23 protein-coding genes, 1 pseudogene and 1 riboswitch are annotated in these 24,372 nt (G+C 69.4%); of the genes and pseudogenes, 13 read left to right on the top strand and 11 right to left on the bottom strand.

All coding sequences use genetic code 11. The features are described 5' to 3' along the window. Positions 1-29: 29 nt before the first annotated feature. Complete coding sequence (locus BKD26_RS21395) at positions 30-1,406, top strand: serine hydrolase domain-containing protein (RefSeq protein WP_084900611.1); 1,377 nt, start codon at positions 30-32, stop codon at positions 1,404-1,406. Between the two features lie 39 nt (positions 1,407-1,445). Here the strand turns inward: BKD26_RS21395 and BKD26_RS21390 are convergent, their stop codons facing one another. Together BKD26_RS21390 and BKD26_RS21385 are read right to left on the bottom strand one after the other, a co-directional pair. Next, positions 1,446-1,898 carry a GNAT family N-acetyltransferase gene (locus BKD26_RS21390; protein ID WP_084900608.1) on the bottom strand — a complete coding sequence of 151 codons (453 nt, stop codon included), beginning with the start codon at positions 1,896-1,898 and terminating at the stop codon, positions 1,446-1,448. A 38-nt stretch (positions 1,899-1,936) separates the two neighbouring features. Beyond that, a complete protein-coding gene (locus tag BKD26_RS21385) occupies positions 1,937-2,398 on the bottom strand; it encodes a MarR family transcriptional regulator (protein WP_084900605.1) in 462 nt (153 codons plus the stop codon). Between the two features lie 145 nt (positions 2,399-2,543). On the opposite strand from BKD26_RS21385, the gene BKD26_RS21380 reads away from it, so the two are divergent. The 4 genes and pseudogenes from BKD26_RS21380 to BKD26_RS21365 all read left to right on the top strand — a co-directional run bounded on the left by BKD26_RS21380 (position 2,544) and on the right by BKD26_RS21365 (position 6,776). Beyond that, entirely contained in the window at positions 2,544-3,758 is a 1,215-nt protein-coding gene (locus BKD26_RS21380) for an MFS transporter (protein WP_084900601.1), read from the top strand. Between the two features lie 61 nt (positions 3,759-3,819). After that, positions 3,820-4,005: pseudogene (locus BKD26_RS21375) on the top strand (heme-binding protein); the annotation flags it as partial. A gap of 40 nt (positions 4,006-4,045) precedes the next feature. Continuing rightward, positions 4,046-4,687 (top strand): HAD-IB family phosphatase, encoded by a 642-nt coding sequence (locus tag BKD26_RS21370; protein ID WP_084900597.1) that lies wholly within the window; start codon positions 4,046-4,048, stop codon positions 4,685-4,687. 277 nt (positions 4,688-4,964) lie between these two features. Further along, positions 4,965-6,776, top strand: a complete 1,812-nt coding sequence (locus BKD26_RS21365; protein ID WP_084900594.1) for a globin domain-containing protein — start codon at positions 4,965-4,967, stop codon at positions 6,774-6,776. A 73-nt stretch (positions 6,777-6,849) separates the two neighbouring features. On the opposite strand, the gene BKD26_RS21360 is transcribed toward BKD26_RS21365, so the two are convergent. From BKD26_RS21360 to BKD26_RS21345, 4 genes are all read right to left on the bottom strand, one after another. After that, entirely contained in the window at positions 6,850-7,329 is a 480-nt protein-coding gene (locus BKD26_RS21360) for an NUDIX hydrolase (protein ID WP_073756459.1), read from the bottom strand. Between the two features lie 61 nt (positions 7,330-7,390). Next, entirely contained in the window at positions 7,391-8,287 is an 897-nt protein-coding gene (locus tag BKD26_RS21355) for a LysR family transcriptional regulator (protein WP_084900591.1), read from the bottom strand. A gap of 230 nt (positions 8,288-8,517) precedes the next feature. Next, the gene (locus tag BKD26_RS21350; protein ID WP_084900589.1) at positions 8,518-9,639 is read right to left on the bottom strand and encodes a cystathionine gamma-lyase; all 1,122 of its coding nucleotides are present in this window, start codon (positions 9,637-9,639) and stop codon (positions 8,518-8,520) included. A gap of 82 nt (positions 9,640-9,721) precedes the next feature. Then, a complete protein-coding gene (locus BKD26_RS21345; RefSeq protein WP_084900586.1) occupies positions 9,722-10,102 on the bottom strand; it encodes a phage holin family protein in 381 nt (126 codons plus the stop codon). Between the two features lie 51 nt (positions 10,103-10,153). Here BKD26_RS21345 and BKD26_RS21340 point away from each other — a divergent pair, with 51 nt between their 5' ends. From BKD26_RS21340 to BKD26_RS21325, 4 genes are all read left to right on the top strand, one after another. Next, positions 10,154-10,471 (top strand): cupin domain-containing protein, encoded by a 318-nt coding sequence (locus BKD26_RS21340; RefSeq protein WP_084900584.1) that lies wholly within the window; start codon positions 10,154-10,156, stop codon positions 10,469-10,471. 144 nt (positions 10,472-10,615) lie between these two features. Further along, positions 10,616-10,837 (top strand): DUF5326 family protein, encoded by a 222-nt coding sequence (locus tag BKD26_RS21335; RefSeq protein ID WP_084900581.1) that lies wholly within the window; start codon positions 10,616-10,618, stop codon positions 10,835-10,837. Between the two features lie 268 nt (positions 10,838-11,105). After that, a complete protein-coding gene (locus BKD26_RS21330) occupies positions 11,106-11,831 on the top strand; it encodes an IclR family transcriptional regulator C-terminal domain-containing protein (protein WP_241518763.1) in 726 nt (241 codons plus the stop codon). A 151-nt stretch (positions 11,832-11,982) separates the two neighbouring features. After that, a complete protein-coding gene (locus BKD26_RS21325) occupies positions 11,983-12,417 on the top strand; it encodes an SsgA family sporulation/cell division regulator (RefSeq protein WP_084901171.1) in 435 nt (144 codons plus the stop codon). A gap of 53 nt (positions 12,418-12,470) precedes the next feature. Here BKD26_RS21325 and BKD26_RS21320 read toward each other — a convergent pair whose 3' ends face one another. Beyond that, entirely contained in the window at positions 12,471-13,805 is a 1,335-nt protein-coding gene (locus BKD26_RS21320) for a YibE/F family protein (protein ID WP_084900579.1), read from the bottom strand. A gap of 71 nt (positions 13,806-13,876) precedes the next feature. Continuing rightward, a riboswitch (TPP riboswitch) is annotated at positions 13,877-14,011 on the top strand. Between BKD26_RS21320 and thiC the strand changes: the two genes are divergently transcribed. Next, the gene (gene thiC, locus BKD26_RS21315; RefSeq protein ID WP_084900576.1) at positions 14,005-15,786 is read left to right on the top strand and encodes a phosphomethylpyrimidine synthase ThiC; all 1,782 of its coding nucleotides are present in this window, start codon (positions 14,005-14,007) and stop codon (positions 15,784-15,786) included. Its footprint overlaps the riboswitch before it by 7 nt. Positions 15,787-15,864: 78 nt before the next feature. Here thiC and BKD26_RS21310 read toward each other — a convergent pair whose 3' ends face one another. From BKD26_RS21310 to BKD26_RS21300, 3 genes are all read right to left on the bottom strand, one after another. Then, complete coding sequence (locus BKD26_RS21310) at positions 15,865-16,689, bottom strand: hypothetical protein (RefSeq protein ID WP_179166636.1); 825 nt, start codon at positions 16,687-16,689, stop codon at positions 15,865-15,867. Between the two features lie 159 nt (positions 16,690-16,848). Then, entirely contained in the window at positions 16,849-17,925 is a 1,077-nt protein-coding gene (locus tag BKD26_RS21305) for a metallophosphoesterase (RefSeq protein ID WP_084900574.1), read from the bottom strand. 229 nt (positions 17,926-18,154) lie between these two features. Beyond that, on the bottom strand, positions 18,155-19,261 hold the full coding sequence (locus tag BKD26_RS21300) for a LacI family DNA-binding transcriptional regulator (protein WP_084900571.1): 1,107 nt from the start codon (positions 19,259-19,261) through the stop codon (positions 18,155-18,157). Between the two features lie 399 nt (positions 19,262-19,660). Here BKD26_RS21300 and hisC point away from each other — a divergent pair, with 399 nt between their 5' ends. After that, on the top strand, positions 19,661-20,743 hold the full coding sequence (gene hisC / locus BKD26_RS21295; RefSeq protein WP_084900568.1) for a histidinol-phosphate transaminase: 1,083 nt from the start codon (positions 19,661-19,663) through the stop codon (positions 20,741-20,743). A gap of 509 nt (positions 20,744-21,252) precedes the next feature. Here hisC and BKD26_RS21290 read toward each other — a convergent pair. Further along, complete coding sequence (locus tag BKD26_RS21290; protein WP_084900566.1) at positions 21,253-21,621, bottom strand: cyclophilin-like fold protein; 369 nt, start codon at positions 21,619-21,621, stop codon at positions 21,253-21,255. A gap of 198 nt (positions 21,622-21,819) precedes the next feature. Between BKD26_RS21290 and BKD26_RS21285 the strand changes: the two genes are divergently transcribed. Beyond that, the gene (locus BKD26_RS21285) at positions 21,820-23,346 is read left to right on the top strand and encodes a cytochrome ubiquinol oxidase subunit I (RefSeq protein WP_084900563.1); all 1,527 of its coding nucleotides are present in this window, start codon (positions 21,820-21,822) and stop codon (positions 23,344-23,346) included. A gap of 16 nt (positions 23,347-23,362) precedes the next feature. After that, the gene (gene cydB / locus BKD26_RS21280; protein WP_084900561.1) at positions 23,363-24,367 is read left to right on the top strand and encodes a cytochrome d ubiquinol oxidase subunit II; all 1,005 of its coding nucleotides are present in this window, start codon (positions 23,363-23,365) and stop codon (positions 24,365-24,367) included. The last annotated feature ends 5 nt before the right edge of the window (positions 24,368-24,372 follow it).

Genomic DNA, 24,372 nt, shown 5'->3' with positions numbered 1-24,372 from the left:
TAGCGGGTGCGGGCGGATACACCTGGGGAATGACGTCAACCTTCGACACACTTCTCCCCAGCACGGAGCGCGCCCTCCTGCACCGGGTGGCCACCGCGCAGGCCGAGGGCCGTACGCCTTCTTTCGTCGGCGCGGTCGCCAGGGACGGCCGGCTGCTGTGGGAGGGCGGGCGCAGCTGCGTCGACGGACACGTGCCGGATGCCGATACGCAGTACCGGATCGGCTCCATCACCAAGCCGTTCACGGCGGTTCTGGTGATGCGGCTGCGGGACGAGGGGCTGCTCGACCTGGGCGATCCCCTGGAGAAGCACCTGCCCGGGACGGGCGTGGGCGACGTGACGATCGCTCAGTTGCTGGGGCACAGCGCCGGGCTTGCGGCCGAATCGCCGTCACCGTGGTGGGAGCGGACGCCGGGGACGTTGCGCCCGGAGCTCGCCGATGTGCTCGGGGAGCGGCCGCTGCTCCACCCGGCGGGGCGGCGACACCACTACTCCAACACCGGCTACACGCTGCTGGGTTCGCTGATCGAGGCGGTGCGCGGGGTGACGTGGGAGGAGGCGCTGACGGCCGAGGTCCTGGAACCCCTGGGGCTGCGGCGCACCAGCACCCGGCCTGTCGCGCCGTATGCCAGCGGCTGGGCGGTGCATCCGTGGGCCGATGTGATGATGCCCGAACCGGCCGAGGACCTCGGGCTGATGGCGTCGGCGGGCCAGTTGTGGTCGACCGCCTCGGATCTGTGCCGGTTCGCCTCCTTCCTGGCGGAGGGCGACGAGCGGGTGCTGAGCGCCGAGACGCTGCTTGAGATGCGCACCCCTGCCGTACCGCCGGAGGCCGGGGACTGGAACGGTTGCTATGGGCTCGGGCTCCAACTGGTACGCGCGGGCGAGCGCACCCTGGTGGGGCACGGCGGTTCCCTGCCGGGGTTCCTCGCGGGCCTGTGGGTGAGCGTGGAGGACGGTGTCGCGGCGGTCGCCTTGGCCAACGCCACGTCCGGTCCGATGCCCGGAGTGGTCGCCGCCGAACTCGTATGTACCGTGGCCGACGCCGAGCCGCGCATTCCGGAGCCCTGGCGGCCGCTGCCCGACGTCGATCCGGCGCTGCTGGAGCTGACCGGGCCGTGGTACTGGGGTACGTACTCCTACGGCTTGCGGGTGGTCGCGGATGGCGGTGTGGAGCTGTGCCCCCTGCGGGCGCAGGGGCGCGCCTCGCACTTCCGGGCAGAGGGGGACGGCACCTGGACAGGGCTGGACGGCTACTACGCGGGGGAGACGCTGCGGGTCGTGCGGCGCGAGGACGGTTCCGTCAGCCACCTGGACCTCGGCTCGTTCGTGTTCACGCGCGAGCCGTACGAGCCGGGGGATGCGGTGCCGGGCGGTGTGGACCTGGACGGCTGGCGCGGGCTGTGATGTTTCACGTGAAACGGTGCGCCCCAGGGCGGGAGGACGTCACAGCGTCATTTTGAAGCCCACGTGCGAGGCTTCGAAGCCGAGCCGCTTGTAGAAGCGGTGCGCGTCGGTGCGGCTGGCGTCGGACGTGAGCTGCACCAACCGGCACTGCTCACGCCGTGATTCGGCGATGGCCCATTCGATGAGCTGAGTGCCCAGACCGCCGCCGCGCTCATCGGCATGTATGCGAACGGCTTCGATGGTCGACCGGGTGGCGCCACGCCGTGACAGTCCCGGAATGATCGTGAGCTGAAGCGTCCCGACGACCCGCTCATCGCGTACGGCGACGACCAGGCGCTGATGCGGGTCGCTCGACAGCCGCTCGAAGGCGGCGGAGTACGGAGTGAGGTCGTCGGGCGACTCACGCTGCGCCCCCAGGGGGTCGTCGGCGAGCATGGCCACGATCGCGGGGATGTCGGTGGGGGCTGCGGGCCTGATCTCAAGATCGCTCATGGGGCGCAGGCTACTTCCCGGTGTTCCTCGGTGACCGGTCAGCCCACCGGCACGTGCAGCTCTTCGACCGCCCTGACCAGCGGGGCCAGCTCCGGGTTCTTCGCGGCCTCGTCGAGCGCTTCCCGTAGAGCGGCGTCATTGGTGGGCCGGGCCTCGGCGAGCAGCGCCAGGCCGGCCTCGGTGACGTCGGTGTAGATACCGCGTCGATCGGTGTCGCAGAGATAGCGCGTGAGCAGACCGCGGTCCTCGAGGCGGGTGACCAGGCGGGTGGTGGCGCTCTGGCTGAGGACGACGGCGTCGGCGACCTGCTTCATCTGGAGGTGGCCGCCGGGGCCGTTGTGCTGTCGGCTGAGGACATCGAGCAGGGAGAACTCGCGCACGCTCAGGCCGTGCTTGGCCTCCAGCTCACGCTCGATACGGGCCTCGATCCTGCCGTGGAGCAGAGAGAGGGCGCACCAGCCCTGCGCGAGGGCGGTGAGCGCCGGATCTGTGGCTGTCATGGGAGATCTCTCCTCCGTCCCGGAGCGGCTTGTCACCAGGATAGACGACGTCCGCAATAGCCCGCGCTTGCAGTTAGTCAGCGTCCGCAATTATTGTCGACGCCTGTAAGGCGCAGACGCAATCTCCTGGGAAAGGGCTCCACCCATGCCACTCGCGCTCCTCGCCCTCGCCATCGGGGCCTTCGGCATCGGAACGACCGAGTTCGTGATCATGGGGCTGCTTCCCCAGGTCGCGGCCGACTATCAGGTGTCGATCCCGACCGTCGGCTACCTCGTCACGGGCTATGCACTCGGCGTCGTCCTCGGCGCTCCACTCATGACCGTCCTGGGGACCAGGGTCTCCCGCAAGCGCATGCTGATGCTTCTCATGGGGCTGTTCATCGCGGGCAATGTCCTGTCCGCCGTCGCCCCTGCCTTCGGCCTCATGCTGGTGGGACGGGTCGTCGCCTCGCTCGCGCACGGCGCGTTCTTCGGCATCGGCTCGGTGGTCGCCGCCGATCTGGTCGCCCCGCAGAAGAAGGCCGGCGCAATCGCGATGATGTTCACCGGCCTGACCGTCGCCAATGTGGTCGGCGTGCCGGCTGGTACTTTCATCGGCCAGACGGCCGGCTGGCGCGCGACCTTCTTCATCGTCGCCGCCCTCGGTGTCCTCGGCCTGCTCGGCGTCGCGAAGTTGGTACCCGAGCAGCCCAAGCCCGAAGGCGTACGACTGCGCCACGAGCTCGCCGCTTTCCGCAATGTTCAGGTGCTGCTGGCCATGGCGATGACCGTGCTGGGCTTCGGCGGTGTGTTCGCCGCCATCACCTACATCACCCCGATGATGACCGAGGCCGCCGGATTCGCCGAGTCCTCGGTGACCTGGCTCCTGGTCCTGTTCGGCCTGGGCATGGTCGGGGGCAACCTGATCGGCGGCAGGTTCGCCGACCGCAAGCTGATGCCCCTGCTGTACGTATCGCTGGGCGCCCTCGCCGTCGTCCTGGCACTGTTCACTGTCACGGCGCACAACCAGATCACGGCCGCGATCACGGTCACGCTCATTGGCGCGCTGGGCTTCGCGACCGTACCGCCGCTGCAGAAGCGGGTCCTGGACCAGGCTTCCGGTGCTCCCACCCTCGCCTCCGCGGTGAACATCGGCGCCTTCAACCTCGGCAACGCGCTGTCCGCCTGGCTCGGCGGCGTCGTCATCGCCGCCGGCCTCGGCATCACCGCCCCCAACTGGGTCGGAGCCGTCCTTGCCGCGTCCGCCCTGGCACTGGCCGTCCTCTCCAGCGCCCTCGAACGCCGGGAGGCCCGGCGCGACAGCCGGATCGTCGCCGGGGGCACCCCCGGGCCCGCCGCCGTCCCCGCGGCCCATCACTGAGACATCCGCGCCACCCCGTATCCACCGCCCTACCAAGGAGCCACCCCGCATGAGCACTCGTGTCGACGCCGTCCAGCCCGGTGGCCCGTTCCACACCTCCCCACCGCCTCGACCGCCCGCTCCTCTTCCTCGCGGGGGCGTCCCGGTCCGCCGTGACGGCCGTCTGATCGGTGCGATCGGCGTGGGGGGCGCCCCGAAGCAGGACCACGGTTTCGCCATGGCGGCCGTGGAGGCCTGTTTCACGTGAAACATGGTCCTGCGCACGACGCGTACTAACCTCGGCGTACATGGCGAGCCCACCCAGACTCCATCTGTTCGACCTCGACGGCACACTGATCCGCGGATCCGCGGCAGCTGTGGAGATCTCCCGCCAGCTCGGGCTGAGCGCCGAGATCGCCGAGCTGGAGCGCGCACTCCTGGCCCGAGCCCTTACTCCTGACGAGTTCGCGGTGCGGGCCAGAGAGCTGTGGTCCGAGCTGACCCTGGAGCACGTCGCCGCAGCGTTCGACGACGCGCCGTGGCTGGCGGGCATCCGCGAGGTCTGGGCGGATATCCGGGCGGACGGCGGTTACTGCGCGGTCGTATCCCTGTCGCCCGATTTCTTCGTCGAGCGGCTGCTCGACTGGGGGGCGCACGCCGCCCACGGTTCACGTTGGCCTGCCGTGCCATTCACCCAGCCGGTCAATCGCGAGGGCATTCTCAATGCGTCGGCGAAAGTGAAGATCGCGAACCAACTCTGTGCAGAGTTGGGGGTGGAGCTGGACGAGTGTGTTGCATACGGTGATTCCATGTCCGACGCGGAGATCTTCGCGACGGTCCCGGTAGCGGTGGCGATCAACGCGGACCATCATCTGTCCGGGCTTGCCGCACACACTTATACGGGAGGCGATCTCCGCGAGGCCTACGAACTGGTACGAGCCCGCCGTTAGTCCAAACACACGGTGGTAACGCAGCCTAACGAAAACTGGGGACGAAATCCGGGCTTTCCACTCTCGCTCTGACGAGCCGGCAACTCCTGCCATGCTGCGACCACTGCAACTGCGGTCAATGTCACAGCCAGTCGCACTCGTCCCGTTTCGCGGTGCGGCTGAGGGTTACTGTGGGCGGCGGGCAGCGAATACGAGGCGAAAAGCAGCGAATTGAGGCAGCTTCCGGGCCGGCGGAAGTGCAAAGACCGACCGAAAGATGTTCGAGGCGAGGCACTCTATGAACGCTCCGACCACCACGTCGGCCGACAACGGCACGTCCGGCGACAACGGCGGGGGCAGTGGCTGGTTCACACCGCGCAAGCCGGTCACCGACCGGCCCGCCGAATCCGAGGCCGCCCATGCCGACGGGCACCCGGGGCGTGAGGCGGGTGCCGGCCAGGCTCCGGAGGGACATCAGGAACGAATAGCCGGTGCGCGTCGGCCGCTCACGTCCATACGCATGGTCGGCACCGGTGCGGCGCGTATGGCGGAGCCGGAGGCCGGCGCGGCCCCGGCCTCCCGGACTCCGGAGGCGGAGACGCGCGCACCGTCGACCGTGCCGTGGCCCGACGGCTCCCAGCGTCCGGTACGCGAACGCCAGGCCGAACGGCCCATGGCTCCCGAGCCCCCGCACGCCTCTGCCGACCCGGTGCACGCGCCGGAGCCCCAGGACGCCCCGTACGACGCGCCCACTGGCCAGGTGGACGACGCCCGGCACCCGGACGGCGCCGGGTACCCCTCGCGCTCGGAGCACGCCGAGGAGGCCCACCACGTCGACGAGGCCCACCACTCCGATCACCTCGACAGCGCCCGCCACCACGGCCGCGCGGCTCACCCGGACGGCCCGCACGCCCGCCCGGACGGCCCCGACGCCCACCCGGGCAGCCCCGAGGAGCAGCCCTCCCCCGAGGCGGTGGCCGACGCCGTGGCCGCGGAGTCCGGGTCGCCCGATGCGATACGCGTCCGGCGGACGCTCGCCGAGGTCGGGCCCGTGTCCGACAAGGTGACCTCGTACTTCTACGCCCTGCTCTTCACACGCAACCCCGAGCTCCGTGGCCTCTTCCCGGCGGCCATGGAGGCCCAGCGGGACCGGCTCCTCAAGGCGCTGCTGACCGCCGCCGAGCACATGGACAACGCCGCGGTGCTCACCGAGTACCTCCAGCACCTGGGCCGCGGCCACCGCAAGTACGGCACCGAGGCCTCGCACTACCCGGCTGTCGGTGAGGCGCTCATCGGGGCGCTGAGCCGGTACGCGACGACGACCTGGGACGAGGAGACCGAGGCCGCCTGGGTCCGGACGTACACCACGATCTCCCAGATCATGATCGACGCGGCCGCCGAGAACGAGCGGCACGCACCGGCCTGGTGGCACGCCGAGGTGGTCTCGCACGATCTGAGAACGCCCGACATCGCGGTCATCACGGTCCGCCCCGACCAGCCGTACCCCTTCCTGGCCGGGCAGTACACGAGCCTTGAGACCCCCTGGTGGCCGCGGATCTGGCGGCACTACTCCTTCGCCTCCGCGCCCCGCTCGGACGGACTGCTGTCCTTCCACGTCAAGGCCGTCCCGGCCGGCTGGGTGTCCAACGCCCTGGTCCACCACGCCCGCCCCGGTGACGTGCTGCGCCTGGGTCCGCCCGCCGGTTCGATGACCGTCGACCACACCACCGACAACGGCTTGCTCTGTCTGGGCGGCGGCACCGGCATCGCGCCCATCAAGGCGCTGGTCGAGGATGTCGCCGAACACGGCGCCAGGCGCCCCGTCGAGGTCTTCTACGGCGCCCGTACCGATCACGATCTGTACGACATCGACACCATGCTGCGGCTCCAGCAGTCCCATCCGTGGCTGGAGGTGCGCGCGATCATCGACGGCAAGACGCAGCTGCCCGACGTGGTGCGCGAGTACGGACCGTGGAACGAGTACGACGCGTACCTCTCGGGCCCGGTCGGCATGATCCGCAGCGGCGTCGACGCGCTCAGGGGTGTCGGCGTGCCCTACGAGCGGATCCGCCACGACTCGCTGGAAGAGCTCGTGGCGGCCGGCGACTGAGCGGTTCCGGCTGATCCGACTGAGGGGTCCGACTGAGCCGTGCCCACTGCGCCGTGCCGGCAAGCGGCGCGGGTCAGCCCAGGTCGGGGGCGTGCATCGCCCGTACGCCCTCGATGTTGCCGTCCAGGTAGTGCCGCAGCGACAGCGGTACGAGATTGACGGCGGCGATACCGACCCGGCTGAAGGGCACCCGGACGATCTCGTACTCGCCGAGCGGCTCGTCCACCTCCGGCCCGTGCCGCTGGGCGGGGTCCATGGACTCCAGCCGGCAGACGAAGAAGTGCTGCACCTTCACGCCCGAGACGCCGCCGTCCACGATGTGCTCGACCGTGTCGACGAAGCACGGCACCACATCGGTGATCTTGGCGCCCAGTTCCTCGTGGACCTCCCGGTGGAGCGCGTCGACGACCGTGGCGTCGCTCGGTTCGACGCCGCCGCCCGGGGTGAGCCAGTAGGGATCCATGCCGGGCTTGGTGCGCTTGATCAGGACGAGATCGTCGCCGTCGAGCAGAATGGCGCGTGCGGTGCGCTTGACCACTGGACGTTCGGTCATGGCTTGAAAATGGCCCGTGGCGCCCCTCCTGAAACCCGCCCGGTACGCCACCCACCTGCCGTCACCAGTCCGTCGCAGCGCGCAGCAGCGACTCGTGCGCCCGCGCGATGTGCGGCAGGGACAGCGTGCCGGCGCGCACCACCACGAAATACGTACGCAGTGGCGGCACCGGCGGGTCCAGCAGCGCCACCAGCCGGCCGCCCGCCAGGGCGTCCTCGCACAGGTAGCGGGGCAGGACGGCGAGGCCGGCGCCCGAGGCGGCCGACTCCAGGACGGCGCGCAGGTCGGGTGCGATGACGGTGGCCGCGGCGGCCGGTTTCGACTCGAAGACCGCCGCCCAGTAGCGCGCCACGAACGGCAGCGACTCGTGCACCTCGACCACCGGTAACTGTTCCAGCACCACGGCGCCCTTGCGCAGCAGGACGCCGGGCGCCAGCCGGGCGGCCCAGCGCGGGGAGGCGACCAGGACGTGCTCCTCGTCGCAGAGCGGGGTCGCGGTGAGCAGTCCGCCGCGCGGGCGGGCGGTGGCGATGGCCAGGTCGTGGTGGCCGGCGGCCAGCCCGTCGAGGACCTCCTCGGCGGCGGAGACCAGCGATGTGCGTACCGCGAGTCCCTGGGAGACCAGCGGGGTGAGGGCGGGCAGGACGCGCACCGACGTGAACTCGGGCGGCCCGGCGAGGTGGAGAGTGCGTACGCCGGACTCGTCGTCGAGACCGGCCTCGGCGATCTCGACGAGCGCGTCGAGGTGTGGCGCCGCGCGGTGGGCGAGCTCGTCGCCGATGGTGGTGGGCGTGACACCACGGGCCTGGCGCAGGAACAGCGGGCGGCCCAGCTGGCGCTCCAGCGAGCGGATCTGGCTGGTGACGGCCGGTTGCGAGAGGCCCAGGAGAGCGGCGGCGCGGGTGAAGGAGCCGGCCCGGTGCACGGTGACGAACGTACGCAGCAACGCCAGATCCATGCGCCTCCCCCCTCCCGCCCTCCGGCGACCGCTGCGGCCACGCGCGGCTGACGTCGCCTCAGGGACGACCGTCCAACTATAAATAAGTCGATAGGTCTCTGTCGCTACAGTGATTGGACACTGACACAGAGTCAACTAGCCTTGTGCACGCGGTCATCCGCAGGAAAACGCGGACGGTCCGAGCCATGAGGGGGGAGGCTCGGACCGTCCGTTCGTCGTAGTGGTGCCGCTCAGCTCGCCTCGTCCAGCGCGCGCAGCACGTCCGCCACCAGGTCCTCGGTGTCCTCGGCCCCGACCGAGAAGCGGACGAAGCCCTCGGGCACCGCGTCCCCGCCCCACCGCCCGCGCCGCTCGGCCGTGGACCGGACCCCGCCGAAGCTGGTCGCGTCGTCCACCAGCCGCAGCGCGCCCAGGAAGCGTTCCGCCCGCTCCCGGTCGGGCAGGACGAAGGAGACGACCGAACCGAAGCGCCGCATCTGCCCGGCCGCCACCTTGTGCGACGGGTCGCTCGGCAGTCCGGGATACCGCACTCCGGTCACCTCCTCGCGCGCCGACAGCACCTCGGCGAGCGCCATCGCGGTCGCGCACTGCCGGTCGACGCGCAGCTGGAGCGTCGCCAGCGACCGGTGGGCGAGCCAGGCCTCCATCGGGCCGGCGATCGCCCCGGCGATCTTGCGCCAGCGCCGTACGGAAGCGGCCAGGGAAGCGTCGCGGCACGCCACGTACCCGAGCAGGATGTCGCCGTGCCCGGTCAGGCCCTTGGTGCCGCTGGCCACGGAGACGTCCGCGCCCAACTCCAGCGGGCGCTGACCGAGCGGGGTGGCGAGCGTGTTGTCGATCGCGACGATCGCGCCCCCGGCGTGCGCGGCGGCCACCAGCCGCCGGATGTCGCACACGTCCAGCCCCGGGTTCGACGGCGTCTCGATCCACAGCAGCCGCGCCCCCTCCAGCACCGACAGCTGCGCGTCGCCGCCGGTCGGCGCGGTGCGCACCTCGATCCCGTACGCCTGGAGCTGCTCGCGCACCAGCGCCAGCGCCTGGTAGCCGTCGGCCGGCAGGACGACCGCGTCCCCGGCCCTCAGCTGCGAGAACAGTACGGAGGAGATGGCGGCCATCCCGGAGGCGAAGACAACCGTCTCGACATCTGGATCACCCGGCGCCTCCAGCTCACCGATCGCCCGTTCCAGATGCGTCCAGGTCGGGTTCTCGTCCCGCCCGTACGTGTAGGGGCCGGTCGGCTCCCCGGGCAGGTGGTAGTGGGCAGCGAACACCGGTCCCGGAAGGGTCGGTTCGTACGCCTTCGGCTCGGGCAGCCCGGCCCGTACCGCCCGGGTTCCGTCGCCCCATGTCATGCGGCACGCTCCTTCAGACGGTCGTGTACGGCGTCGCAGACGCAACAGACGCGGTACGTGGTGCTCACGGGACTCACCTGCCTCAGTCCCTGCCGTCGGGGAGAACCACGTTCATGGCCCACGACACGACGGAGATGATCAGGCCGCCGAGGACGGCGGTCCAGAAGCCCTCGACGTGGAAGTTCAGGTCGAGCTTGTCGGCCAGCCACGAGGTCAGCAGCAGCATCAGCGCGTTGACGACCAGCGTGAACAGGCCCAGCGTCAGGATGAACAGCGGCAGCGTGAGCAGCTTCACCACCGGCTTGACGAGAATGTTCACGATGCCGAAGACCAGGGCCACCAGGACCAGGGTCAGGGCCTTCTTGCCGGTGCTGTCACCGGTCAGCGTGATGTCGGCGAGCAGCCAGATCGCCACGGCCAGAGCGGCGGCGTTCGCGAGCGTCTTGACTAGGAAATTCATCATGTGTCTGATCGTGGCAGACACGATCGGATCAAGTGCAGGGGCGGACGGGCGATGAAGGCATTCCGACTGGATGAGCTGGAGGCGGAACGGGCCGCCAATGACGGCGCGTATCTGCAGTTCCTTAGGGAGCGGAACATGTCGGTGGGCCTGTACGCACTCGACGCCGGGGAGCTCGACCCGCAGCAGCCGCACAAGGAGGACGAGGTGTACTTCGTCGTCAGCGGGCGCGCGTCGATCACGGTGGGGATGGAGACGACGCAGGTGGGGCGGGGCAGTGTGGTGTACGTGCCGGCCGGCGTGCCGCACAAGTTCCACCACATCACCGAGGACCTGCGGGTGATGGTCGTCTTCTCTCCTCCGGAGAGCTGACCTCCGGCGACCGGCGGGACCGGGGTTCCCTAGGGGGAGGATCAGGGGAGAGCGAGGGCTGCGGAGCCCCCGTGGCGAGCCGGCGGCACCTAGCATCGAGGGTGCCCAACGGTAGGAAGTGTCACCAGAGATGAGGTCGGGACAATGGCGGCGGTACGGGAAATGCTCGCGGGAATGCCCTGGTGGGTGAAGTGGATCGCCATACCCGTCATTGCCCTGGTGGTCTTCGGGAGCCTGATCGGGACCGTGATCAGTGTGCTGATCGGGCTGCTGTTCAAGGTGCTGGTGTTCGCCGTGCTCGTCGGTGGACTCATTTACGTCGTACGGAAGTTCATGTCCTCCTCGTCATCCCGCGGCGACTGGTGACCTCCATGGATCAACTGTCCGGCCATTCGCCCGGCTGTTAGCCCGGGCGGGGGAACGGCCCTGGCGAAACCTCACCCCGAACGGAGGCTGCCATTAGAGTGGCAAGCCTCCGCTGCCCTTGGAACCAAGGGGTTCACGAACGCCCTACCAGCGGTTTGTACGACTGAATGGGCGAAACGCCTGGGGGTGACCTTTGGCCACGGCACCGCATTCCCCTACCCGTACCCCTACCGCTGCCCCTGCCCCTCCTCCGACTCTGATCGGCTCCGTGCAGCGGGCGCTGAGGCTGCTGGAGGCCGTGGGGTCCCACGCCGACGGGGCCCCCGCCAAGCAGCTGGCGCGTGAGACGGGCCTGCCGCTGCCCACCGCGTACCACCTGCTGCGCACCCTCACGCATGAGGGCTATCTGCGCCGGGAGAACGGTGTGTTCCTCCTCGGCGACGCGGCAGGGCGGCTGGCGGTTGGCGGAGCTCTGCAGAATCGTCGCAGCAAGATCGAGAACTCGCTGGCGCACTGGCGGGACGCGATCGGCGTTCCCGTGTACTGCGCGGCCTACCGCGACGGAGAGATCGAGCTGATCGCCGTCTCGGACACCCCCGCGGCGCCCGCCGTCGACGAGTGGGCCGACTTCCGGGCGACGGGCCATGCCCATGCGATCGGGCAGTGCCTGCTCAGTCAGCTCGACGAGCGGTCCCGCCTGGACCATCTGGACCGCCATCCCGTGCAGCCGATCACCCCGTACACCGTGCGTGACGGGCGGACGCTGCTGGAGCGGCTCAGGGCCACGGAACGGACGCAACCGGTCGTGGAGCGCCAGGAGTACGCGCTGGGTACGGTCTGCGCGGCCATCCCCATCACGGCGGGTTCCACTGCCGTCACGATGGCCATTTCCGTACCGTCCCACCAGGAACACCGGTTGCTGCCTGCGGTCGACCGTCTGCGCGGGGAGGTGGGGAAGCTTTTCAGCTCGTTGGCGTTCTCTATCAGTATCTGAAAACTCACTCCTTGTGATCCTGTAGCGCTTACAGGACGATTGCGCCAAGAGGGCCAGTACGGATCATTCCTGGCCGTTTTTCCAGCCGCTTTTCTTCACCGATCTTCATCAGCTGTTGTTCGCCACTGCTTCATTCACTGCGGGGTACATGATGCGCGAGTCGGTTCAGGCCGAAGTCCTGATGAGCTTCGTCGTCTCCGAGGATCTCTCCTTCAGGATTCCGGTCGAGCTGGGGTACGAGACCAGGGACCCGTTCGCGGTCCGGATGACGTTCCACCTGCCCGGCGATGCGCCTGTCACCTGGGCATTCGGCAGAGAACTGCTCCTGGACGGGATCAACGGGCCCAGCGGTGACGGTGATGTGCACATCACGCCCACCGGACCCGAGGACCTGTCGGACGTGAGTATCCGGCTGCAGGTCGGTGCCGACCGTGCGCTGTTCCGGTCCAGCGCGCCGCCCCTGGTGGCCTTCCTCGACCGCACCGACAAGCTGGTGCCGCTGGGGCAGGAGCGCACGCTCGGTGACTTCGAGGGCCACCTGGAGGAAGCCCTCGGCCGGATCCTCGCCGAGGAGAACGCCGGCTGAGGCCCCACCGGCTGAAGACCGCGGGGCGGGCTGGGGTCGGGGCGGGGGCGCGGCTACTTCTTGCGTCGCCGGCCCCGTCCCCCACCGCGTACCGCCGCCGGTGCATCGGCGCCCGGCCGGTCGGCCGAGACGACCAGGGCGGCCAGCGCGGTGGTCACCGGCACCGAGGCCACCAGTCCGATCGAACCCACCAGGGTCCGTACGATTTCCTCCGCGACCAGTTCGCTGTTGGCGACCGTCCCCACGCTGCTCTGCGCGATCGAGAACAGCAGCAGCAGGGGAAGGGCCGCACCCGCGTACGCGAGCACCAGCGTGTTCACCACCGAGGCGATGTGGTCGCGGCCGATCCGGATACCGGCCCGGTACAGGGCGCGCGGCCCCATCTTCGGGTCCGCCTGGTGCAGCTCCCACACCGCCGACGTCTGGGTGACCGTCACGTCGTCGAGCACACCGAGCGAACCGATGATGACACCGGCCAGCAGCAGACCGGACATGTCGATGTTCGGGTACAGACCATGGATGAGGCCCGTGTTGTCGTCGGTGTTGCCGGTCAGCGAGGCCCAGCCGATGAAGAGTGAGCCGAGCAGGCCGATCAGCAGCAGGGAGATCAGCGTGCCCAGCACGGCCACCGAGGTGCGCGCGGTCAGGCCGTGGCAGCTGTAGAGCGCGATCAGCATGATGGCGCTCGACCCGACCACCGCCACGACCAGCGGGTTCGAGCCCTGCAGGATGGCGGGCAGGATGAACAGGGTCAGCACGGCGAAGCTCACCGCCAGGGCGACCAGCGCCATCACTCCGCGCAGCCGGCCGACGGCCACCACCGCCAGGGCGAAGATCGCGGCGAGCAGCGCCATCGGCACCTTGCGGTTCACATCGGTGACCGAATACTGAAGGTCACGCGGGGCGTCGGGGGCGTACGCCACCACGACTCCCTGGCCTTCCTCCAGTTGGCGGGGGGCGTCCGGCTGGACGATCTCGACGAACCTGCGGCCCTTGTCCTTGCCGGTCGTGACCTCGACCGTCGCCTTCGCGCACTGCCCCTGCTGGGAATTGACCGCCTCGCGACCTTCGGGCGTGGTCGTGTCGCCGGTCGGCGGGACCTGCGCGGCGTTCACGTCCCGGCAGTCCACCTTCTCGACCTGGACCACCGTGCCCTGCTCGGTCTGCCGGTCGAAGCCGACACCCGTGCGCTCGTGCTCAGGGGCGCCGCCCGGCCACAGCACGGCGAGGCCGACGAGCACCGCCGTCGCGAAGGGGATCAGTACCGCGGCGATGACCTTGCGCAGGTGCTTGGAGACGGGCGCGGCGGGGCCGTGGCTGTGGGCATGGCTGTGCGTATGACCATGTGCCTGTCCGGTCGGTTCGGGGGACTGCTGCGAGGAAGTCACCGACCGATCATCGCAAGAACGACGGGGGCCCTCTGTTCAGCGTGGCCGGGATGGCGCTAGCGTGGTGGCACCTTTGCACACGCGGGAGCTCGGAGCACCGGGCTGAGAGGGCGCTGACATCCGTACGACGGGTACGGAAACCGCTGCGTCGACCGCCGAACCTGTTACCGGGTAATGCCGGCGTAGGGAGTAGGTCACGATGACCGTTCAGGACGCACGCACGCCTGCCTCGAACCAGAACGACGAGGCCGGGAAGTCCATCGGATGGCACAAGGGGTACGTCGAGGGCTCACGCCCCGACCTCCGGGTGCCGGTCCGCAAGGTGCACCTCACCAACGGCAAGGACGTGACGCTGTACGACACGTCAGGGCCGTACACCGATCCGAATGTCGAAACCGATGTACGACGCGGCCTGCCGCCGCTGCGGGAGAACTGGATCATCGGCCGCGGCGACACCGAGGAGTACGCGGGCCGCCCGGTCCGCCCAGAGGACGACGGGATCAAGCACACCTCGCCGCGCGGCGGGCTGCGCAACCTCGACGCCGTCTTCCCCGGCCGCCCGCGCCAGCCCCGCCGGGGCCGTGACGGGCAGGCGGTGACGCAGCTCGCGTACGCGCGCCGGGGCGAGATCACGCCGGAGATGGAGTACGTCGCGATCCGCGAGAACGTCTCCCCCGAGGTTGTGCGCGAGGAGATCGCGGCCGGCCGCGCGGTCCTGCCGGCCAACGTCAACCACCCGGAGATCGAGCCGATGATCATCGGCAAGCGGTTCCTGGTGAAGGTCAACGCCAACATCGGCAACTCGGCGGTCACCTCCTCCATCGAGGAGGAGGTGGAGAAGATGACCTGGGCCACCCGCTGGGGCGCCGACACGGTCATGGACCTCTCCACCGGCCGCAACATCCACACCACCCGCGAATGGGTGCTGCGCAACTCGCCCGTGCCGATCGGTACCGTGCCGCTCTACCAGGCCCTGGAGAAGGTCGACGGCAAGGCCGAGGAGCTGACCTGGGAGATCTACAAGGACACCGTCATCGAGCAGGCCGAGCAGGGCGTCGACTACATGACGGTCCACGCGGGTGTGCTGCTGCGGTACGTGCCGCTGACGGCCCGCCGCAAGACCGGCATCGTCTCGCGCGGTGGTTCGATCATGGCCGCGTGGTGCCTGGCGCACCACAAGGAGTCGTTCCTGTACGAGAACTTCGAGGAGCTCTGCGAGATCCTCGCCGCGTACGACGTGACGTACTCGCTCGGCGACGGCCTGCGCCCCGGCTCGATCGCGGACGCCAACGACGAGGCGCAGTTCGCGGAGCTGCGTACGCTCGGCGAGCTGAACCAGATCGCCAAGCGGCACAACGTACAGACGATGATCGAGGGCCCGGGTCATGTCCCGATGCACAAGATCAAGGAGAACATCGACCTCCAGCAGGAGATCTGCGAGGAGGCGCCGTTCTACACGCTCGGCCCGCTGACCACCGATGTGGCCCCGGCCTACGACCACATCACCTCCGGTATCGGCGCGGCGATGATCGCCTGGTGGGGCACCGCGATGCTCTGCTACGTCACGCCCAAGGAGCACCTGGGCCTGCCCAACCGGGACGATGTGAAGACCGGCGTCATCACCTACAAGATCGCCGCGCATGCCGCGGACCTCGCCAAGGGGCACCCGGGCGCCCAGGAGTGGGACGACGCCCTGTCGGACGCCCGGTTCGAGTTCCGGTGGGAGGACCAGTTCAACCTGGCCCTCGACCCGGACACGGCACGGGAGTTCCACGACGAGACGCTGCCCGCCGAGCCGGCCAAGACCGCGCACTTCTGCTCCATGTGCGGGCCGAAGTTCTGCTCGATGAAGATCTCACAGGACATCCGGCGTGAGCACGGCGGTGACCTGAAGGAGACGGAGATCGAGGCCGGAATGGCGGAGAAGTCGAAGGAGTTCGCCGCGGCCGGCAATCGGGTCTATCTGCCGCTGGCGGACTGACCTCCGTCGTCTCGGAGAGCCTGTTTCACGTGAAACATCTGTTCGTTTCACGTGAAACAGGCCCTCCTGGGCAGTCGCTCAGTCCGGTTGGTGCTCCGGTCCGCCGAAGTCGGGACTGGTGAAGTCCGGGCTGGTGAACGTCGGGCGGGAGCCCGCACCGCCTTCGCTGGGGCTGGAGAAGTCCGGCCCGCTGTAGCCCACCTTCGGGATCCGGCCGACATGGCGCGGAGGCACCCCTGAGAGGGGGTCCGCGCTGGGGTCGGCCAGCGCGTCCCGCAGGAACGGCAGGATCCCCCGCTCCAGCAGGGCGTGCCGCCATGCCTCCCTGGCGCGGGCGACCTCCTCGGGCAGCTCACCTCCCGGCTCCTGGGCCGATACCTGCGTGGAGCTGTTGCGCAGCGCCGTGATCAGCAGACCGATCGCGGCGGCAAGGATGCCGGCCGCCGTCACGGCCCCGAAGAACCAGCCGGCCGCGAGCAACGAATCGGCGAAGGCGGGAGCCGGGTCGAGCGCCTTCAGGACATAGCCCACCAGCAGGAAGATGACCGCGGCCGTGCCGGCCAGCACCGGTGCCAGCACGGTGACGATGACACCGACCCCGGCGCCGGGGCCCGCGTCGGTCTCGTCACCGGCCGGGGCCAGGACGGACTGGATGGCGGACACTCCGGCGGGTGTGCGTGACTCCTCACGCACCTTGACGAAGTGGTCGTACTCCGCGGCGGCGGCCGCGGAGATCAGCGCAGTGGCGTTCAGGGCCATGGTGCGCAGCTGCTCGGTGTTGAGCCGCTGCCCGATCCCGGCGAGATCCGGACGGTCGTGCGCGGTGCGCAGCGCGTCGTCGAGGATGCGCTCGTACTCGGAGCGGTCCTCGGTCAGCAGGTGCGGAGCGCTGGTCATGTGCATCCCCCGATGCTCCGTAGGGCCTGTTTGCCCGCGTAGAACGGGCAGTCGGGCAGAAACGGAGGAGAGTCTGCTACGGAAATACCGATGGTAGAGCGGTTACGGCAAGGGGTGACAGAGGATTTCCGGAAATCGCCTGGCCCGACTGCGCTGCGTCATGGCTCAGTTGGGCAGCGGGAGTTGGACGACCAGCAGCTTTCCGGCCATGGTCACACCGCCGTCCATGGCGATCGCGAGCCCGTCCGCGTACACGTGCGGTCCTTCCACCGTCGGGCCCGTACCGTCCTCGCCGTCCTCCGAGCCCACTTCGCCCAGGAGATACGGAATGGGGCTGTGGCCATGGACGATGCGCCGACCGCCGTAGGCGGCCAGCAGTTCCTGTACGGCGGTGGCGCCGCCCTCGTCCCGGAACGCGAAGCGCTTGGTGAGCTTGCGGAACAGGTCCCAGCACTCGTCGGCGTCGTTGCGGGTCAGGATCTCGTGGACGGTGTCGTTGACGTCCTCGATCGTGGAGCCGTACTCCAGGTAGGCGGTGGTGTCGGAGTGCACCAGCAGGTGCCCGTCCTCCTCCACCACGGCGTCGAGCCGGGACATCCACTGGAGGTGGACGTCCTGGAGGCGGTCCATGTCGCTCTTCTGGCCGCCGTTGAGCAGCCAGGCCGCCTGGAACGTGGCCGTGCCCGCACCGGAGTTGACGGGCGTGTCCGCGAACCGCTTGGCGCCGATCAGCAGGAGCTCATGATTGCCCATCAGGGCCTTGCAGTAACCGCCGGCTGCGGCGGCCTCGGCGGAGAGCCGCATGACGAGGTCGATGACGCCGATGCCGTCGGGACCGCGGTCGGTGAAGTCGCCGAGGAACCACAGCCGGGCGTTGCCCGCCGCCCAGTGTCCCTCGGCGTCGATGAGGCCCTGGTGGCGCAGGGCGGCGAGGAGCTCGTCGAGGTACCCGTGGACGTCGCCCACCACGTACAGCGGACCGGGGCCGTTCTCGGCAGCGGGCGCCGGAGCTGTGGCCGGGGCCTGTTCCGGGGCGACGGACACCTGGACGGTGTCGCCGCGGTTGATCACCGGGAGGTCGCGCTCGGTCGGCGTGTACCCCTCCGGGAGCTCACTCTCGGGGAACGCGTTGCCCGGGTGAGCGGCATGACCCTGCACGGGCACCTGGGCATACGGCGGTACGCGGAAGTCGCGCAACGTCGCCGTCCGCACCACGGGTCCCTGACCGGCCCCCTGAGTCATCGACCCCTCCACCACCGTCGCGACGCCCTACACCTGGCGGACCGGCCTGGTCGGGGCGGTCCGCGGTGTCGTCCGCCCATCATAGGAATGAGCCCTGTGCTGTGTGACGCACCAGGGGTGGTGAATCCGGGTGCACCCCGGGTTCACCGGCCGATTCGCCCCAATTGAGGAGGTCTGGACGTGGTCCGGGCCGATGGGCGAGCCGGGTCTCCCCGGGGGCGTCCGCCGGTCATTCCTGTGAGGGGGACCGGGGTGGGCTGACGGTCGTCCGCGGCGAGCGTCGCTGGGAGGACGTCCGGACGATCAGCTCGGTCGGTATCACCTGCTCGACGGGACGGTCGGTTTCGATGCCCTCGATGGCGTCGATGAGCAGCTGGACGACCGCTGTGCCGATCCGGCGGGGCTTGAGCGAGAGCGTGGTGATGGGCGGTTCGGTGGCGGCGTAGACGGTGGACTCACTGCAGCAGACCAGCAGCAGATCGTCCGGTACGCGCAGCCCGTAGCGGCGCGCCGCTGCCAGCAGGTCCGTGCCGTTGGGGTCGAACAGCCCGTACACGGCGTCGGGCCGGTCGGGCCGGGCCAGCAGCCGGTCGGCGGCCACGGCCCCGGCGCAGGGGTCGTGGGCGGGGTAGGCCTCGTAGACCGGGTCCTGCCCGACGCGCTCGCACCAGTTGAGGTACGCGGTGGTGGACAGACGGGTGTAGGTGTCGGTGGTGGTGCCGGTGAGCAGGCCGATCCGGCGGGCGCCAGCGGCGGCGAGATGGTCGAGCAGGTCGAGGACGGCGGCTTCGTGGTCGTTGTCGACCCAGGCGGTGACCGGGAGGGTGCCGGCCGGGCGGCCGTCGGAGACGACCGGCAGGCCCTGGCGGACGAGCTCGGTGACGACCGGGTCGTGGTCGGAGGGGTCGATGACGACGGTGCCGTCGAGCGCGACGTTCGACCAGACGTCATGGCGTGAGGTGGCGGGCAGAATGACCAGGGCGTAGCCGCGGGCGAGCGCGGCGGAGGTGGCGGCCCTGGCCATCTCGGCGAAGTATGCGAATTCGGTGAAGGTGAAAGGTTCATCCCCGTAGGTCGTCACGGTCAGGCCGATGAGGCCGGACTTGCCGGTACGGAGCGTGCGGGCCGCGGCGGACGGGCGGTAGCCCAGCCGGTCGGCGACCTCGCGGACGTGGCGGCGGGTGGCGTCCGGGAGCCGGCCCTTGCCGTTGAGCGCATCGGAGACAGTCGTGATGGAGACCCCGGCTGCGGCGGCCACGTCCCGGATGCCCGCTCGCCCTTGCCGGCTTCCCCGGGTCTGTGCCCGGCTCACCTGGTGCTTCCCTGCTGCTGTCATGGCGAGCCGATAGTAGGGCGAGGCCGGGCGGTTGGGCCGTTCGCATATTCACTCGTTGACAGGCACGTTTCTGCACGGTCGCCACCCCCTAATGGCCTTGGAATTCAAGGTAGTTGGAGGGTTTTTCTTGGTGCCGCGAGTTGTCGGCGCATATGAGCCTGCCAAATGGACGATGTTTCGATGAGGTCTCAACTCACCTCTACGGGGGATGCGCGCCACGGCGCGAGCCACCGGCGCGCGGTGTAGGAGGGAGCGCTCCCCCCTGTGGTCGCGCCGGTGGCGCGGTGGGGCGTGGTGGGGCGCGGGGTGGTTCAGCGCACGAAACTGGCCATTCGCAGCGCGGCGGAATCCTCATATGGTGAGCAGTATTGGTGGTACGTACGGTCGAGGAGGACCAGAGTGAGCGAGACGAGCCCGAAGCTGCGCGCCGTGCTGGACGGCATCCCCACCTACAAGCCGGGCAAGCCCGCCGCGGCCGAGGGGCCGGTCGCGTACAAGCTGTCCTCCAACGAGAACCCGTACCCGCCGCTGCCCGGCGTCATGGAGAGCGCGATGGCCGCCGCGGCCGGCTTCAACCGCTACCCGGACATGGCCTGCACCGGCCTGATGAACGAGCTCGCCGAGCGTTTCGGGGTGCCCGTGACGCACCTGGCCACCGGTACGGGCTCGGTGGGCGTGGCCCAGCAGCTGGTCCAGTCCACCGCCGGCCCCGGCGACGAGGTCATCTACGCGTGGCGGTCCTTCGAGGCGTACCCGATCATCACGCAGGTCAGCGGTGCGACGCCGGTGCAGGTGCCGCTCACCCCCGGTGACGTCCACGACCTGGACGCGATGGCCGACGCGATCACCGACCGGACGCGGCTGATCTTCGTCTGCAACCCCAACAACCCGACCGGCACGGTGGTGCGCCGGGCGGAACTGGAGCGGTTCCTGGACCGGGTGCCGTCCGATGTGCTGGTCGTGCTCGACGAGGCGTACCGCGAGTTCATCAGGGACGTCGAGGTGCCGGACGGCGTGAAGATCTACCGCGAGCGCCCCAACGTGGCAGTGCTGCGTACGTTCTCCAAGGCGTACGGGCTGGCCGGGCTGCGGGTCGGCTTCGCGGTCGCCCATGAACCGGTGGCCGCGGCCCTGCGCAAGACCGCGGTGCCGTTCGGTGTCAGCCAGCTCGCGCAGGACGCGGCGGTGGCCTCGCTGCGTGCGGAGGACGAGCTGCTGGGGCGGGTGGGGTCCCTGGTGTGTGAGCGGCAGCGGGTGTACGAGGGGCTCGTCGGCCAGGGGTGGACGGTGCCGGAGACGCAGGCCAACTTCGTCTGGCTGCGGCTGGGTGAGCTCACCGTGGACTTCGCGGCGGCGTGCGAGCAGGCGGGCGTGGTCGTGCGGGGGTTCCCGGGTGAGGGCGTGCGGGTCACGATCGGCGAGACGGAGGCGAACGACATCTTCCTGCGGGCGGCCGAGGCGTTCCGCAAGGAGCGGTACTAGCGGGTTGCCGCTGGGCGCCGGGTGCGTGCGCCCGGCGCCCGGCCGGTGTGCGGGGCGCCCGGCGGTGCGCGTGGCGGTCGGCCGGTGCGCGTGGCGCCCGCCGGCGGGGGTGCCGCCCGGCCGGTGATCCTCGCGCCCGCGGTGGCGGGTCACACCGGGTGGGGCGGGGCGAGGTGTGCCCGTCCGGCGCGGGTGATGCCGGGGGCGCGGGGGTTGCGCGCGGGGCGCGGGTGCCGGGGGTGCGGCTGCGGCGGTGGGGTGGGGGGCGTGGCCCCTCCGGGCTCGTCTCTCCCCCAGAGGGGGCACCCCCACGAGGCCGGCGGCCTTGGGTCACTTAGTCACGGGAGCCCAACGGTCGCCGCCAACCGCTGCGGGGACGACCCTGCACGGCCCCACCCCGGCCGGACTCCGGCTGCGGGCCGTGGGTCGGCATGGTTCGGCCCCGGGTCGTTGTGGGCACGGCCTCACCCCGGATGTCTGCCGTCTGCGGGCCGTGGGTCGGGGTTCGGTCAGGCGAGTTCGACGCGGATCGGGTCGCCCGAGCGGACCGTGGCGAGGGCGCGGGGGTCGCCGTCGATGCGGCCGAGGACGTTGCACGGGCTCGCCAGCCGGCATTCGTCGCCGCGCGAGATGGGGGTGGGCCCGTAGGGCAGGGCCAAGGCGTCGCCCTCGGTCCAGAAGGCGACCGTGCCCGGCTCGACCACCTGCTGGGCGTTCGGCTCCAGGGCGGGGGAGGCGGGGGTGTCGAAGTAGACCTCTTCGCCCCAGGTGTGGGCGGTGGAGGTGATCGGGAGGACCTCCGCGAGCGCCTTGCTCGTGGGGGTTTCGTCGAGGGTGGCGGTCACGTGGCCGGCGGGCCAGGAGATACGTATCTGCATGCGCGAAATTCAACAAGATGTTGAAGTTTCGCGGAAGAGGACCCCCGGTTTCGGCTACGGATTTCGTGTGAGTCATAATAACTTGTGATTGTGAACGCATTCACAAGCGCGCCTGGTTCCTCCCAAGATCCACCGGAATCGGCGAGGCGACGCAAGGACGTCCGGACCGTAGGACGTAGGCCGTAAGGAGAAGCTGACGTGGACCTGGCTCTGGCGCCAGAGACGCTGGCGAGGTGGCAGTTCGGTATCACCACCGTCTACCACTTCCTCTTCGTTCCCCTGACGATCTCCCTCGCCGCACTCACCGCCGGTCTCCAGACGGCATGGGTGCGGACCGAGAAGGAGAAGTACCTCAGGGCGACGAAGTTCTGGGGAAAGCTGTTCCTCATCAACATCGCGATGGGTGTGGTCACCGGCATCGTGCAGGAGTTCCAGTTCGGCATGAACTGGTCCGACTACTCGCGCTTCGTCGGTGACGTCTTCGGCGCGCCGCTCGCCTTCGAGGCGCTGATCGCGTTCTTCTTCGAGTCGACCTTCATCGGCCTGTGGATCTTCGGATGGGACAAGCTGCCGAAGAGGATCCACCTGGCCTGCATATGGATGGTGTCGATCGGCACCATCCTGTCGGCGTACTTCATCCTGGCGGCCAACTCCTGGATGCAGCACCCCGTCGGCTACAAGATCAATGAGAAGACCGGCCGGGCCGAGCTCACCGATTTCTGGCTCGTGCTCACCCAGAACACGACGCTGACCCAGGTCTTCCACACCATGTCCGCGGCCTTCCTGACGGGGGGCGCGTTCATGGTCGGTATCGCCGCCTTCCACCTGGCGCGCAAGAAGCACATCCCGGTGATGAAGTCCTCGCTGCGGCTGGGCCTGGTCACCGTGGTGGTCGGCGGGATGTTCACCGCGATCAGCGGTGACTTCCTCGGCAAGGTCATGTACGAGCAGCAGCCGATGAAGATGGCGGCGGCCGAGGCGCTGTGGGAGGGCGAGAAGCCGGCGCCGTTCTCCGTGTTCGCCGTCGGCGACGTGGACAAGGGGCACAACAAGGTCGCGGTGGAGATTCCTGGGCTGCTGTCGTTCCTCGCGCACAGTGACTTCGAGTCGTACGTCCCTGGCATCAACGACACCAATAAGGCCCTTCAGGAGAAGTACGGCCCCGGTGACTACCGGCCCAACATCCCCGTCGCGTACTGGGGATTTCGGTGGATGATCGGCTTCGGCATGGCGTCCTTCTCGCTCGGGCTGGTCGGGCTGTGGCTGACCCGGAAGCGGTTCCTGCTGCCCGCGCGGCTGCGGGTGGGCGAGGACGAGGTTCCCAACCTGGTGCTGTTCAAGGGAGCCCTGAGCCCGAAGCTGACCAGGCTGTACTGGCTCGTCGCGCTGTGGACGCTGGCCTTCCCGCTGATCGCGAACTGCTGGGGCTGGATCTTCACCGAGATGGGCCGCCAGCCCTGGGTGGTGTACGGCGTGCTGCGCACCCGTGACGCGGTCTCGCCCGGCGTCTCCCAGGCCGAGGTGATCACCTCGATGGTCGTGTTCACGGCGCTCTACGCGATCCTCGCCGTGATCGAGGTCAAGCTGCTCGTGAAGTACGTGAAGGCCGGGCCGCCCGAACTGACGGAGGCCGACCTCAACCCGCCCACCAAGATCGGCGGCCATGACCGGGATCCGGAGGATCCGAAGCGTGAAGTCGACCGGCCAATGGCCTTTTCGTACTGAGGACTGGAGCTGAGGCATGGAACTTCACGACATCTGGTTCGTCGTCATCGCCGTCCTGTGGACCGGCTACTTCTTCCTGGAGGGCTTCGACTTCGGCGTAGGCGTCCTGACCAAGCTGCTCGCCCGCAACCGGGTCGAGAAGCGGGTGCTGATCAACACCATCGGCCCCGTCTGGGACGGCAACGAGGTGTGGCTGCTCACGGCCGGCGGCGCCACGTTCGCGGCCTTCCCCGACTGGTACGCCACCCTCTTCTCGGGCTTCTACCTGCCGCTGCTGGTCATCCTGGTCTGCCTGATCGTGCGTGGTGTCGCCTTCGAGTACCGGGCCAAGCGCCCGGAGGAGAAGTGGCAGCACAACTGGGAGCAGGCCATCTTCTGGACGTCGCTGATCCCCGCGTTCCTGTGGGGTGTGGCGTTCGGGAACATCGTGCGGGGCGTGAAGATCGACGCGTCCAAGGAGTACGTGGGCACGCTGTTCGACCTGTTCAACCCCTTCGCGCTGCTGGGCGGGCTGGTGATGCTGACGTTGTTCACCTTCCACGGGGCGGTGTTCACCGCGCTGAAGACGGTGGGCGACATCCGGGTACGGGCGCGGAAGCTGGCGCTGACGCTGGGGTTGGTCGCCGTGGTGCTGGCCGTCGGCTTCCTGGGCTGGACCCAGGTGTCGAGGGGTGACGCGACGAGTCTGGTGGCGATGGTGATCGCTGCGGTGGCGCTGGTTCTGGCGGTCGGCGCGATCAAGGCGGGGCGCGAAGGGTGGTCGTTCGCGCTGTCGGGTGTCACGATCGCGGCCGCGGTTGCGATGCTTTTCCTGACGCTCTTCCCGAACGTCATGCCGTCCTCGCTGAACCCGGAATGGAGCCTGACCGTCACCAACTCGGCGTCCAGCGCGTACACCCTGAAGATCATGACGTGGTGTGCGGCCATCGCGGCGCCGCTGGTGATGCTGTACCAGGGCTGGACGTACTGGGTGTTCCGCAAGCGGATCGGTACGCAGCACATCGCCGACGCCGCGCACTAGCAGGG

This window comes from Streptomyces sp. CB03238, from assembly GCF_002099185.1.
In the GTDB taxonomy this organism is placed as follows: domain Bacteria; phylum Actinomycetota; class Actinomycetes; order Streptomycetales; family Streptomycetaceae; genus Streptomyces.
This window is presented reverse-complemented; position numbering and strand designations above follow the sequence as displayed.

Bases quoted from the DNA above. Each gene is read 5' to 3' on its own strand.
- BKD26_RS21310 (WP_179166636.1), bottom strand. From the start codon at position 16,689: ATGCACATGACCAGCGCTCCGCACCTGCTGACCGAGGACCGCTCCGAG.
- BKD26_RS21335 (WP_084900581.1), top strand. From the start codon at position 10,616: ATGGCGGCGGTACGGGAAATGCTCGCGGGAATGCCCTGGTGGGTGAAG.
- cydB (WP_084900561.1), top strand. From the start codon at position 23,363: ATGGAACTTCACGACATCTGGTTCGTCGTCATCGCCGTCCTGTGGACC.
- BKD26_RS21340 (WP_084900584.1), top strand. From the start codon at position 10,154: ATGAAGGCATTCCGACTGGATGAGCTGGAGGCGGAACGGGCCGCCAAT.
- BKD26_RS21350 (WP_084900589.1), bottom strand. From the start codon at position 9,639: ATGACATGGGGCGACGGAACCCGGGCGGTACGGGCCGGGCTGCCCGAG.
- BKD26_RS21360 (WP_073756459.1), bottom strand. From the start codon at position 7,329: ATGACCGAACGTCCAGTGGTCAAGCGCACCGCACGCGCCATTCTGCTC.
- BKD26_RS21370 (WP_084900597.1), top strand. From the start codon at position 4,046: ATGGCGAGCCCACCCAGACTCCATCTGTTCGACCTCGACGGCACACTG.
- BKD26_RS21385 (WP_084900605.1), bottom strand. From the start codon at position 2,398: ATGACAGCCACAGATCCGGCGCTCACCGCCCTCGCGCAGGGCTGGTGC.
- BKD26_RS21290 (WP_084900566.1), bottom strand. From the start codon at position 21,621: ATGCAGATACGTATCTCCTGGCCCGCCGGCCACGTGACCGCCACCCTC.
- BKD26_RS21345 (WP_084900586.1), bottom strand. From the start codon at position 10,102: ATGATGAATTTCCTAGTCAAGACGCTCGCGAACGCCGCCGCTCTGGCC.
- BKD26_RS21390 (WP_084900608.1), bottom strand. From the start codon at position 1,898: ATGAGCGATCTTGAGATCAGGCCCGCAGCCCCCACCGACATCCCCGCG.
- BKD26_RS21365 (WP_084900594.1), top strand. From the start codon at position 4,965: ATGAACGCTCCGACCACCACGTCGGCCGACAACGGCACGTCCGGCGAC.
- thiC (WP_084900576.1), top strand. From the start codon at position 14,005: ATGACCGTTCAGGACGCACGCACGCCTGCCTCGAACCAGAACGACGAG.
- BKD26_RS21355 (WP_084900591.1), bottom strand. From the start codon at position 8,287: ATGGATCTGGCGTTGCTGCGTACGTTCGTCACCGTGCACCGGGCCGGC.
- BKD26_RS21380 (WP_084900601.1), top strand. From the start codon at position 2,544: ATGCCACTCGCGCTCCTCGCCCTCGCCATCGGGGCCTTCGGCATCGGA.
- BKD26_RS21305 (WP_084900574.1), bottom strand. From the start codon at position 17,925: ATGACTCAGGGGGCCGGTCAGGGACCCGTGGTGCGGACGGCGACGTTG.
- BKD26_RS21395 (WP_084900611.1), top strand. From the start codon at position 30: ATGACGTCAACCTTCGACACACTTCTCCCCAGCACGGAGCGCGCCCTC.
- BKD26_RS21325 (WP_084901171.1), top strand. From the start codon at position 11,983: ATGCGCGAGTCGGTTCAGGCCGAAGTCCTGATGAGCTTCGTCGTCTCC.
- BKD26_RS21300 (WP_084900571.1), bottom strand. From the start codon at position 19,261: ATGACAGCAGCAGGGAAGCACCAGGTGAGCCGGGCACAGACCCGGGGA.